The sequence below is a fragment of the Verrucosispora sp. WMMD1129 genome, from assembly GCF_029581255.1.
Classification (GTDB): domain Bacteria; phylum Actinomycetota; class Actinomycetes; order Mycobacteriales; family Micromonosporaceae; genus Micromonospora; species Micromonospora sediminimaris.
The window spans coordinates 5,813,780-5,825,113 of the sequence record NZ_CP120741.1 but is presented as its reverse complement, the minus strand read 5'-3'; the positions used below and the strand labels follow the sequence as shown (position 1 = coordinate 5,825,113).

Annotated in this window: 11 protein-coding genes and 1 pseudogene; 6 read left to right on the top strand and 6 right to left on the bottom strand. The window is 67.4% G+C overall.

Annotated features, from left to right (window positions below; genetic code table 11):
- The first annotated feature begins 45 nt into the window (after positions 1–45).
- From O7624_RS27060 to O7624_RS27050, 3 genes are all read left to right on the top strand, one after another.
- Complete coding sequence (locus tag O7624_RS27060; RefSeq protein ID WP_282237795.1) at positions 46–1,128, top strand: HAMP domain-containing sensor histidine kinase; 1,083 nt, start codon at positions 46–48, stop codon at positions 1,126–1,128.
- The gene (locus tag O7624_RS27055) at positions 1,125–1,781 is read left to right on the top strand and encodes a response regulator transcription factor (RefSeq protein ID WP_282237794.1); all 657 of its coding nucleotides are present in this window, start codon (positions 1,125–1,127) and stop codon (positions 1,779–1,781) included. The genes O7624_RS27060 and O7624_RS27055 overlap by 4 nt, the downstream gene beginning before the upstream one ends.
- A gap of 259 nt (positions 1,782–2,040) precedes the next feature.
- Positions 2,041–3,489 carry an NF041680 family putative transposase gene (locus O7624_RS27050; protein ID WP_282236745.1) on the top strand — a complete coding sequence of 483 codons (1,449 nt, stop codon included), beginning with the start codon at positions 2,041–2,043 and terminating at the stop codon, positions 3,487–3,489.
- A 35-nt stretch (positions 3,490–3,524) separates the two neighbouring features.
- Here the strand turns inward: O7624_RS27050 and O7624_RS27045 are convergent, their stop codons facing one another.
- Positions 3,525–4,358 (bottom strand): IS5 family transposase, encoded by an 834-nt coding sequence (locus O7624_RS27045; RefSeq protein WP_282237755.1) that lies wholly within the window; start codon positions 4,356–4,358, stop codon positions 3,525–3,527.
- A gap of 191 nt (positions 4,359–4,549) precedes the next feature.
- On the opposite strand from O7624_RS27045, the gene O7624_RS27040 reads away from it, so the two are divergent.
- Positions 4,550–5,998, top strand: a complete 1,449-nt coding sequence (locus O7624_RS27040; RefSeq protein WP_282236745.1) for an NF041680 family putative transposase — start codon at positions 4,550–4,552, stop codon at positions 5,996–5,998.
- A 324-nt stretch (positions 5,999–6,322) separates the two neighbouring features.
- Here O7624_RS27040 and O7624_RS27035 read toward each other — a convergent pair whose 3' ends face one another.
- A complete protein-coding gene (locus O7624_RS27035; RefSeq protein ID WP_282237793.1) occupies positions 6,323–7,150 on the bottom strand; it encodes an alpha/beta hydrolase in 828 nt (275 codons plus the stop codon).
- Positions 7,151–7,231: 81 nt separating this feature from the next.
- Between O7624_RS27035 and O7624_RS27030 the strand changes: the two genes are divergently transcribed.
- Positions 7,232–7,633, top strand: coding sequence for a hypothetical protein (locus O7624_RS27030; protein WP_282237792.1), 402 nt, complete (start codon positions 7,232–7,234; stop codon positions 7,631–7,633).
- A 117-nt stretch (positions 7,634–7,750) separates the two neighbouring features.
- Positions 7,751–8,119 carry a hypothetical protein gene (locus O7624_RS27025; RefSeq protein ID WP_282237791.1) on the top strand — a complete coding sequence of 123 codons (369 nt, stop codon included), beginning with the start codon at positions 7,751–7,753 and terminating at the stop codon, positions 8,117–8,119.
- Between the two features lie 83 nt (positions 8,120–8,202).
- Here the strand turns inward: O7624_RS27025 and O7624_RS27020 are convergent, their stop codons facing one another.
- From O7624_RS27020 to O7624_RS27010, 4 genes and pseudogenes are all read right to left on the bottom strand, one after another.
- On the bottom strand, positions 8,203–8,379 hold the full coding sequence (locus tag O7624_RS27020; protein WP_282237790.1) for a hypothetical protein: 177 nt from the start codon (positions 8,377–8,379) through the stop codon (positions 8,203–8,205).
- 67 nt (positions 8,380–8,446) lie between these two features.
- A pseudogene (locus tag O7624_RS30705) lies at positions 8,447–8,788 on the bottom strand (GIY-YIG nuclease family protein); the annotation flags it as partial.
- A 277-nt stretch (positions 8,789–9,065) separates the two neighbouring features.
- Positions 9,066–9,992, bottom strand: a complete 927-nt coding sequence (locus O7624_RS27015) for a class I SAM-dependent methyltransferase (protein ID WP_282237789.1) — start codon at positions 9,990–9,992, stop codon at positions 9,066–9,068.
- A gap of 516 nt (positions 9,993–10,508) precedes the next feature.
- Positions 10,509–10,973 carry a DIP1984 family protein gene (locus O7624_RS27010; protein ID WP_282237788.1) on the bottom strand — a complete coding sequence of 155 codons (465 nt, stop codon included), beginning with the start codon at positions 10,971–10,973 and terminating at the stop codon, positions 10,509–10,511.
- Positions 10,974–11,334: the final 361 nt, after the last annotated feature.

Genomic DNA, 11,334 nt, shown 5'->3' with positions numbered 1-11,334 from the left:
ACCGTGCGGGCAAGGTTCACGATCCTCTATGCTGCGGTGTTCCTCGTGTCCGGTATCGGGCTGCTGGGCCTGACCTTCCTGCTCTCCGGCGGCAGCATCAGCCGCGTCGCACCCGCCGGGAATCCCCCGGTCCGGGGCAGCGCGGATTCCGCGCAGCAGCGTATCCGGCAGCTGGAGGACCAGCTTGCCGCCGTGCACACGCAGCAGGCCCGCCAACTGCTGGCCGGCTCGCTGGTAGCGCTTATGGTGATGGCGGCCGTGTCGCTGCTGCTCGGTCGGGTGCTGGCTCAGCGGGTGCTGCGACCACTGCGGCTCATCACCAACGCCACGCGGCGCGTCTCCGCCGACAACCTGGATTGGCGGCTTGCCGTCAGTGGCCCTGCCGACGAGGTGAAGGACCTCGCCGACACCATCGACGAACTGCTCGAACGACTCGAAGCCTCGTTCGCCGCACAGCGCCGCTTCGTCGCTAATGCATCCCATGAGTTGCGTACGCCGTTGGCGACGATGCGGGCGTCGCTGGACGTCGCGGTTGCCAAGCCCGACCCGGCCCCCTCGACGGTGGCGCTCGCGGACCGCCTGCGTATACAACTGGACCGGGTCGACCATTTGCTCGACGGGTTCCTCGTGTTGGCCCGGGCACAGCACGGCACGCTGGCCGACGCCACCACGGTCGACCTCGGCGATCTCATCGGTACGGCCCTGCGCGAAAGGACCGCCGACGTGAAGGCGAAACGGCTGAGCGTGACGGCAGACGTACCACCGGCAACAGCGATTCAGGGCAGCCCGGCACTGCTATCGCGGTTGGTGGGCAACGTCGTTGACAACGCAGTGGCGCACAACGAGCACGGCGGATGGATCGAGATCACCGGATCCCCGACCGAGGAGGAGACGGTGCTGGTCGTCGAAACCGGTGGCCGCGTCCTCGACCAGCGGGAAGTCGACCGGCTGACGCAGCCCTTCGAGCGGCTCGGTGGCGAGCGCACCGGCTCCTCAGGACTGGGCTTATCCATCGTGGCCGCCATCGCTGCCGCCCACGGCGGCCGACTCGCCCTGCTCGCGCGGCCGGCGGGCGGCCTACGCGTCTCGATCACGCTTCCGGTCGCGAAGGTACCGGTGGTGGCATGAGGATCCTCGTCGTCGAAGACGATCACGCCCTCGCCGAAGTCGTGGCGGAGGGGCTGCGCGACCAGGGGATGGCCGTCGACCTCGCGCACGACGGGCTGACCGCCGGCGCCAAGCTCGACTTCACCGCGCACGACGTAGTGGTGTTGGACCGGGACCTGCCCGGCCTCCACGGCGACACGCTGTGCCAGATGATCACCGAGCGGGCGGACCGGCCGATGGTGCTGATGCTGACCGCGGCGAGCGCGCCAGGTGACCGGGTCAGCGGGCTGACCCTGGGCGCGGACGACTATCTCGCCAAGCCCTTCCACTTCCCGGAACTGATCCTGCGTATCCAGGCGCTGGTCCGCCGCAAGCCAGACGCGCGTCCCCGGACGCTTTACGCAGCCGGCATCGCGCTGGACCCGGTACGCCGGACCGCCGTTCGGGACGGACGGCAACTCAACCTCTCGGTCAAGGAGTTCGCCGTGCTGCAGGCGCTGCTACGGGCCAGCCCAGGCTTCCTGAGCACCGAAGCCCTGCTCGACCAGGTCTGGGACGAGAACGCCGACCCGTTCACCAACACCGTCACGGTGACCATGGGCCGGTTACGACGCAAACTCGGAGATCCGCCGACCATCGCAACGACACCAGGAGTCGGCTACCGGATCGCCTGATCCCACCGACCCGCGACGGCACCCAGGAGACCGATTCGGGCGTGCCACTCTGACTGGACACTCATCTCGACACGATCGAGTGCACTGCGCCGGACAGCGGCCAACACGCGGATGGCCGCTGTTCGTGCTTTGCCGCCGCCCTCTAAGCTTGATCTTTAACCTTTGGCGGCTGGTCGGTGACCCCGGCTGATCATGGTGACAGCCCCTGGTCGATCATCTTCTTGTCGAGGGAAGAGGATCAATACCAGGGGCTGTCTTGGTGGTCAGTGTGCATGATGCTGGTTCTGCTGGTGCGTTCGGGGAGCTGGCGGCGTTTCGGCGGGAGTTCCATGCCTGTCTGACCGCTCGGGCGGATGCGATGTTCGAGTTGGCCGACGCGGTGTTGTGCGGCGACGGGCCGGTGCATTCGCTGGTGGAGCTGTCGCTGGTGGGCGAGCATCGTCGTGGCCATGGGTCGCTGTACGCGGCGCTGGCCCGAGGTCGGGTGGATGTCGAGCGGCTGCGCAGGAGCTTGGCGGCGCTTCCGCTGCCTCGCGCGGCCGACGGCCGGCTTGTCCTGGCGGTCGACATCACCTGCTGGCTGCGGCCCGACGCGCATACCTCCGCGGAGCGGATCCTGTGCCACACCTACGGCCGCGGCAAGGACCAGCACGTGATGATTCCTGGCTGGCCGTACTCGTTCGTCACGGCGTTGGAGCCCGGTCGCAGTTCCTGGACCGCGCCGCTGGATGCTCAGCGGCTCGCGCCGGGCGATGATGCCGCCACCGTCACCGCCGGGCAACTCCGCCACCTCGTGCAGCGACTCATCGCCGCTGGGCAGTGGCGCACCGGTGATCCCCACATCCTGGTCGTCGCCGACGCCGGCTACGACACGCCCCGATTGGCATACCTGCTGCGCGACCTGCCGGTGCAGGTGCTGGGCCGGATGCGCTCCGATCGAGTGCTGCGCCACGCGGCCCCGCCCCGACGGCCGGGCACGAACGGTCGACCACCCCGCCACGGCAGCGAGTTCATCTTCGGTGACCCCGCGAGCTGGGGCGCGCCCGAGGTGACCACGGTGACCGACACTCGCCTCTACGGCGCTGCCACCGCCCGCAGCTGGGACCGGCTACATCCCCGGCTGACGCACCGCAACGCCTGGATCGACCAGACCGGCGACCTGCCACTCATCGAAGGCACCGTGATCCGGCTGGAGGTGAATCACCTGCCTAGCGGCGCGATCCCGAAGCCGGTGTGGCTGTGGTGGTCCGAGACCGATGCCACACCCGCCGACGTTGACCGGCTCTGGCAGGCGTTCCTGCGCCGCTTCGACATCGAGCACACCTTCCGGCTGCTCAAACAGACCCTTGGCTGGACCTGCCCGAAGATCCGCACCCCACAAGCCGCCGACCGGTGGACCTGGCTCATTCTGGCCGTCTACGCGCAGCTGCGCCTGGCACGCGGCCTCACCAGTGACCTGCGCCGCCCCTGGGAGAAACCGACACCGCCCGAACGCCTCTCACCCGCCCGCGTCCGACGAGGGTTCCGGCACCTCCGCGCGAAGACCGCCTGCCTGGCCAGCGCACCGAAACCCTCCCGACCAGGTCCAGGGCGACCACCAGGCCGACCGAACAAGCAACCCGCTCAACGACACGACGTGCACATCAGCGCGAACGCAAGGAAGAAACCGAAGACCTCGAGCAGTCCCCGCCCACGCCGCACAGGTTAAAGATCAAGCTAAGTGCGTGTTTGAGATGGAGTTGATCAGGTCCTGGTGAAGGTGCGGCGGGGTTGCCGGCGGGCGGGTTGGCCGCGGGTGATGCGGCGGGTGATGCCGGCGATGGCGGCCCAGCGGATGAGGGCTGCGGAGATGGCCGGGTGGCGTTCGTAGTCGCGGGCCAGGCGGCGGCAGGCGGTGAGCCAGGCCAGAGTCCGCTCGACCACCCACCGACGTGGGTGGACGGCGAAGCCGCGCTGGTCAGCGGGTTTACGGACGATCTCCAGGGTGGTGCGCAAGGTGTCGCGAGTCCAGTCGACCAGGCGGCCGGCGAAGCCCTGGTCGGCGTAGACATGCCGGATCGGGCTGATCATGTAGGCGCCCAGCAGGGCGGTCTTGGCACCGTCGCGGTCCTGCCAACTCGCGGCGAGGACGGTGACGGCGACCAGCAGTCCCAGGGTGTCGGTGACGATGAACCGCTTGCGGCCGTTGACCTTCTTCCCGGCGTCGTAGCCCCGACTGTCCCGACCCACGGTATCCGCGCCCTTCACCGTCTGGGAGTCGATGATCCCCGCCGACGGGTCCGGCTGACGGCCTTGCTGCACCCGCGCCTTGACCCGCAGCGTGGTCAGGAGCTTCTCGGTGACGCCGGCTTCTTCCCACCGGGTGAAGTACCAGTACACCGTCTGCCACGGCGGCAGATCCGCCGGCAGATAGCGCCACGGACACCCCGACCGCACCACGTACAAGATCGCGTTCACGATCTCCCGACGCGGATGCTTCTCCCTGCGGCCGTCCGTGCTCGGCTCGGGCAACAACGGCTCGATCAGCGCCCACTGGGCGTCAGTCAGGTCCGAGGGGTAACCGCGACGTGCAACCACCGCGCCACCCTGCCCGCCCCGGCAACAGATGTCACGCCGCCACACCGTCCACAACAGACCTTCTCAAACACACTCTAAGCTTGATCTTTAACCTTTGGCGGCTGGTCGGTGACCCCGGCTGATCATGGTGACAGCCCCTGGTCGATCATCTTCTTGTCGAGGGAAGAGGATCAATACCAGGGGCTGTCTTGGTGGTCAGTGTGCATGATGCTGGTTCTGCTGGTGCGTTCGGGGAGCTGGCGGCGTTTCGGCGGGAGTTCCATGCCTGTCTGACCGCTCGGGCGGATGCGATGTTCGAGTTGGCCGACGCGGTGTTGTGCGGCGACGGGCCGGTGCATTCGCTGGTGGAGCTGTCGCTGGTGGGCGAGCATCGTCGTGGCCATGGGTCGCTGTACGCGGCGCTGGCCCGAGGTCGGGTGGATGTCGAGCGGCTGCGCAGGAGCTTGGCGGCGCTTCCGCTGCCTCGCGCGGCCGACGGCCGGCTTGTCCTGGCGGTCGACATCACCTGCTGGCTGCGGCCCGACGCGCATACCTCCGCGGAGCGGATCCTGTGCCACACCTACGGCCGCGGCAAGGACCAGCACGTGATGATTCCTGGCTGGCCGTACTCGTTCGTCACGGCGTTGGAGCCCGGTCGCAGTTCCTGGACCGCGCCGCTGGATGCTCAGCGGCTCGCGCCGGGCGATGATGCCGCCACCGTCACCGCCGGGCAACTCCGCCACCTCGTGCAGCGACTCATCGCCGCTGGGCAGTGGCGCACCGGTGATCCCCACATCCTGGTCGTCGCCGACGCCGGCTACGACACGCCCCGATTGGCATACCTGCTGCGCGACCTGCCGGTGCAGGTGCTGGGCCGGATGCGCTCCGATCGAGTGCTGCGCCACGCGGCCCCGCCCCGACGGCCGGGCACGAACGGTCGACCACCCCGCCACGGCAGCGAGTTCATCTTCGGTGACCCCGCGAGCTGGGGCGCGCCCGAGGTGACCACGGTGACCGACACTCGCCTCTACGGCGCTGCCACCGCCCGCAGCTGGGACCGGCTACATCCCCGGCTGACGCACCGCAACGCCTGGATCGACCAGACCGGCGACCTGCCACTCATCGAAGGCACCGTGATCCGGCTGGAGGTGAATCACCTGCCTAGCGGCGCGATCCCGAAGCCGGTGTGGCTGTGGTGGTCCGAGACCGATGCCACACCCGCCGACGTTGACCGGCTCTGGCAGGCGTTCCTGCGCCGCTTCGACATCGAGCACACCTTCCGGCTGCTCAAACAGACCCTTGGCTGGACCTGCCCGAAGATCCGCACCCCACAAGCCGCCGACCGGTGGACCTGGCTCATTCTGGCCGTCTACGCGCAGCTGCGCCTGGCACGCGGCCTCACCAGTGACCTGCGCCGCCCCTGGGAGAAACCGACACCGCCCGAACGCCTCTCACCCGCCCGCGTCCGACGAGGGTTCCGGCACCTCCGCGCGAAGACCGCCTGCCTGGCCAGCGCACCGAAACCCTCCCGACCAGGTCCAGGGCGACCACCAGGCCGACCGAACAAGCAACCCGCTCAACGACACGACGTGCACATCAGCGCGAACGCAAGGAAGAAACCGAAGACCTCGAGCAGTCCCCGCCCACGCCGCACAGGTTAAAGATCAAGCTAAGCGACCGCTTCCCCGTCGGCCCCTTGTGCGATTAGGTGAGCGGCTACATCTGGCCAGTGACTGCTCAGTATGAGGCCAAGTTGGTGCGCACAACCAACGACGCGACGCTCATCGATGGTGAGCACTCCGTTCACGTCACTGCCTCCGACTTCGCCACCATCCGCACCCAACGTCATGCCCCGACGTCTGGGACGCCCGACGTTTGCTATTCGGCTACGGCCGGCCGCCAGCACGCCCTGATCCCACCTCCGATTACAAGCGCTATGCGGCAAATCCGGTAAACGCACGGGTGCTGCTGCGGACGGCGGTCGATCAAGTGGTGCGGGATTCGATTTCGCCGACGAATGTTGAGATCGCGGCGGCAAGCTGTTCGGAAGAGTCCAAATGAACGTCGTGGCCGGCCCCATCGATGACGATCATGGCGGCCATGGGGTTGCTTGCCAGCATCTCGTCCGCTTCGGCCTGCTCCAGGAAACCTCGCTGGCCCTTGACGAGCAGGGTCGGCGTGCTGATGGCCGCCCAATCGGCCCACCGCGCTTCGGCGTTGACTGCATGGATCGCCTCTCGGAGGACCTCGAGCTCGAAGCGGGGCACCAGTCCCGTGGCGGATGGCGCGAGTCCTGCCGCCCAGGCTTCACCTGCCCTCCCCCCGCCGAAGTACGTGGCGGCGGCCGTTGTGTCGGCAAACGGGGTCGGCCACGATGCGAACCAGTCGATGACCTCGTTGGTTGCCTCCTGCCCGCCGCCGCCCACGCCTCCCTCGACGAGGATGAGCGCCGACACCAGCTCTGGGCGACTTGCTGCCAGCAGGAGGGCCGTGTGGGCTCCGAAGGACTGACCGACCACCATGACCGGACCCACATCTAGGTTCTCGATCACGGCCACGGCGTCGCTGACGAACGCCGCCCTGCTGAGGTCATCCGGACGCGTGGTGCTCGATCCATGACCACGCTGGTCAAGGCTCACCACCCGGTGCTCGTTGCCCAGGCGCGAAGCGACGGCAGAGCACTCCAACGCGTATCCACCAAGCCCATGCAGAAAGAGGATGACTTGCCCGGGCCCGGCTGAGTCGTACACGGCCAGCGCCACCTCCGGCACCGCCAGCTCCCGACTTAGCCAACCGATCTTGTCCTCCGACATGCAAGAACCCTGCCATCCGGCTGGAGCACCAACCGCGCGGGGTGCGGCAGAAGCGTGCATTTGCTGGCCGGAGGTGTGACCGTGTCGAAGCCGGGCAGGTCAGCAGAGACGCTTCTACGGGTCGCTAGTGTCGTGATCGTGATTGATCATCACGGTGGTGCCTGGACGCTGCACCGACGCGACGACGGCGGGGTGCTTGCTGAGCTCGTGGTGAACGGTGGCGACTTCCCGTGGTTGAACGCTCGTGTCGACCCGAGAGAAGGGCTGACGGAGCTTCGGCCGCTGTTCGCCGAGGAGCTGCGGCTGCTCGATGGCATCGATGAGGATGTCGAGTCCTGGGAGCACGCGTACGAGGCCGTCCGGAACGCTGTGACGCTTCGGTACCCGGATGGCCAGGAGGTTCCTGAGTTTCTTCTCCACCTCGATGGCGAGGAGGCGTGGTGGCGGTGGAGTGACGAGCCGTTCGACGAGCAGAATGCCTAACCAGCGCCCCCGGCTCGACCGCTACTTGATCCGTACAGGACCATGAAGGTTCCTGCGGCACCGCTGAGACTCGCCGGCGCGCGCCGAGCTATCGGGCTGTAGGCATATCATCCCGCGATGGCTTCCAAGACCTTGCTGGCACGCGGTGGACTCACCTATGTCGATCGTCGTGACTTCACCCGCGGCGATTCACTGCGCGTCGTCAAGCGGATGCGCTGGCCGTCAGTATGCCTCTGGGTCGAGGACAGCACATTGACTTTTTCGTCGCGGGCCGGCTCCGAGGTGTTGCAACACGCTGAGGTGACCGCATTGCCACACGGGCCGATCGTGGGCAGGCATTGGGCCCTTGCACTCGCGGTGTCCTTCGGGACCGCAGAACGTGATCACGTTCTGCTTTTCTGGACTCATCGTGCGCGAGCAGTCCTTCGGGAACTGGCTCGGCTTGGGTGGGATGCCGACCCGCGCGCAGACGACTTCGTAACATAGTCGAACATGTCCGAGTACACGCACCTCGACGTGATCGCGGCATGAGCGCGAAAGCCGTACCCGTCCGCATGTCGGCTGACCAGTTACGGCGTTGGCGGAGGCTCGGCCGGGCGGCTGCTGGCGTTGTATGAGTTCTTGGCGGCGACAACGGCCGGCTGGATGTGTTCGGGGTCGACGCCGTGGACGTTCAGCGGCGGGTGCAGACGCTGGACGAGTTCGGTCTCGATGGTCGTCGGTTCCGGGTCCTGCGCCCACGTCAAGCGCAGGTGTGTGCATCCACGTGGTCAGCCGCGCCTCGTCCTCGGGGACCAGGACGACACGGTCGGTCCAGGTCGTCCGGTATCTCTCGGACACCAGAAGTCCGGCCAGGGTACGGCGCAGCGTCGAGCTGCCCGAACGCCTCAGATGGTTGCGCAGGATCCGCCCTCGCAGGCTGGTCGCCCGTCCGAGATACAGCAGCCGTAACGACGGGGCGTTCTCATTCGGCAGCCCGGGGAGATCGGGCAGGACCGACGGGGCAGCCCACCAGGCGTAGACACCGCTGCCCCGGCTGAGCCGCTTGACGGCAGCGTTGAGCTCGACCGGCACGCCGGAGAGCAGCCGCAGAGCCTCGTCGACGCGGGCTTCGTCGGTGGGCACGTCTTCGTGTCGCCGTTCGGGAATGGTCATCGAGACCATCGTAGGTTCCGGGCGGATGGTGGCCGGGGCCGGAAGGACCGAATGCCCCAGCATCGGCACCTGCACCACCCTGGCGGGGACGCTGCCATGCGCTCGGTGCGGCAGATCCGCGTACATGATCATGCGGTCGGCAGGCCGGAACGAGTCAGATCGGGGGCGGCGAGAGTTCGGCAATAGCGCCGTTGCCGCTCGATACGGTCTGATCGGCCACTCGGTCTCGGGTCGGGCCTCGTCCACCATCATCGACAGGAACGGTGTCAGGACTGGCTCAGCGCATAGTGGAAGGAGGGGCAGCAGCCGTGGTTGCGCTTGTCGCCAGTTGGAAGTGCCAGATGATCTGACTCGGTGTTCCGTCCCAGGCGGCGCCGAATGCCGCCGGGACGATGCCCAGCAACGACCAAGGCCATGCGTCCCACGGTCCCGTCACGATTTCCGCGGGCATGTTCCCGCTGGCATCGCCGAACATCCGAGGTTCCTCGCAACGCCGTACCTGCAGGCCCAACGGCAAGGCGACGCGGAGATAGTCACTAGCCCGATGTCGGAAAGCCGGAAGTAGCCCAGGATCACCGTCGGCAGCACGAACGCGCGGCACTGAGCCCAACGCCACGAGTTCCTGATGCACGTCCGTGATCACCAGATGGCCGCCAGGACGCAGGACTCGGGCAAACTCGGTGATCGCCGGCCCGACATCCGGAAGGTGAGTCAGCGCCAGAGCACACACGACGACGTCGACATGGTCGTTGGGCAGGGGGAGATTGCGCAGGTCGCCCTGCCGCAATTCCGCGTTCGGAACGCGGATACGAGCGTGAGCGAGCATGTCCGGGGAACTGTCGACGCCGATGACGTGGTGGCCCTGCTCGGCCAGGTACCCGATGTACCTACCGGTGCCGCAAGCCGCGTCCAAGGCCACGCCCAGAGGCAGGGCGCCGAGGATCTCGTGCACGATGGGTTCTTCGACAGCGAACAACCCATTACCTGGCTGATCATAGGTCGCGGACCACACTTTGTAGCCGTTCAGGGTGTCGACCTGCGCCGCGGTGACTCCGGCACCGTCCAGCGCAGGGCTGTCCAGAAGGCGCCGGACCTCGCTGATCCGCGCTTCGACGAAGTCCTGGTCGTAGTCGCCGGCAAAGGCACGCAGCAACGACACGCCCTCGAGCCCCAAGGTGTAAGCGAGCGGATGCTGGTAGGCCACCACGCGACGGTAGCGACGACGTGCGGATCGGACTACCCAATTCCCGCACGGCTCAGCCCTGCTCTGGTTTACGCCGACACGTGACTGGTCACCGCACGGCAACGAGCGATGACCGATTCACCGCACAGGCGGAAGCCGTACCGATCGTCGGCCCCGCCATCAAGATCACGTGTACCCGCATCGGCACGATCGGACGGAACCCGGGCCGGCTCGGCGCAACGCTGCGTAGCGCGCGGCTTGCGGTCTCAGATCAGTGCGGGCATCGGACGTTGTAAGGAACGAGCTGCATCTGTATGGGTTGCGGTAGGCCCCTGCCCCACCCTCACCGTCGTGGATCTGCACTCGGTAGTGTGCCGTGCCCTGTGCGCCGTCACCTGTGTGCTGTGCTGGGCGTGCGTTGTGTGCTGGGGAGTCGAACCCCTGCGCCTGCCCTCGGCGCGCCAGGAGTGAACCGGATTACCCGCCGGCTCTCGGGTTCGTGCACGCCTCCACATCGGCTACCTGCTCCGCAACCTCTCAGTCCAGCAGGTCAACCTCCCAATTCGTCCGCTGGACCACGGTGTCGACCTCGCGAAGTTGTCGGGCGAGATCGTCGGCCTGGCGCCGCAGCTGCGCCACGGGCAGCGCCGGAATCATCTTCAGCTCCGACCGCAACTGCCGAAACCCGCGCTGGCCCTCCCCGGCTGCGGCGTCCGCGGCAGACGTGACCACGCTGTGCCGCAAGCGCAGCACGTCGCGGCGGGCCAGCGCGTCGGTGAGTGTGCCACCCTCAACATGCGTGGCGGCGTTGGTGCGGTTGATCCGCCGGATCAGCGTCTCCAGTTCCCCCAGCACCTCGCCCGCCTCCACCAGAAGTGCGGCGGCGTCTTCGGCAGGCGTCTCACCCTCCTGGTATCGAGCACTGGCGACGATGCGGGCACGGAGTTGTTCGGCGCGACGCGACGCATCCGCGCGCAGCGCAAGAGCCTCAGCGAGCTTCATGGGCACCAGTATGACCAGCGAAGATCACTACCGCCTTCCAATTTCCCGGACCACGGCACGACGGAGCAGCAAGATCGGCGCGCCGGTTGCGGCATGAGAGTGAACCCGATCTTGTTTGTCCCATGCCTCTGGCCGTCCGGTGCGACAAAATTGAGCGATGCCCTCGACAGACGACGCCTTGATCACACCGGCAATGGAATGGGTGCAGGTTTGGTTCCCGATGTCAGGTGGGCCGGCATCGGCCCTCGGGATGGGCGCCGAGGCGCTCTCGCCGGACCGAGTCCGGCTGCCCTCTGCACCATGGGCCGCCCTGGATGCCGCCAAGGGTGACATCTTCCGCGTTAAGCGGGAAGAAGACGGG

Bases quoted from the DNA above. Each gene is read 5' to 3' on its own strand.
- O7624_RS27055 (WP_282237794.1), top strand. From the start codon at position 1,125: ATGAGGATCCTCGTCGTCGAAGACGATCACGCCCTCGCCGAAGTCGTG.
- O7624_RS27035 (WP_282237793.1), bottom strand. From the start codon at position 7,150: ATGTCGGAGGACAAGATCGGTTGGCTAAGTCGGGAGCTGGCGGTGCCG.
- O7624_RS27025 (WP_282237791.1), top strand. From the start codon at position 7,751: ATGGCTTCCAAGACCTTGCTGGCACGCGGTGGACTCACCTATGTCGAT.
- O7624_RS27010 (WP_282237788.1), bottom strand. From the start codon at position 10,973: ATGAAGCTCGCTGAGGCTCTTGCGCTGCGCGCGGATGCGTCGCGTCGC.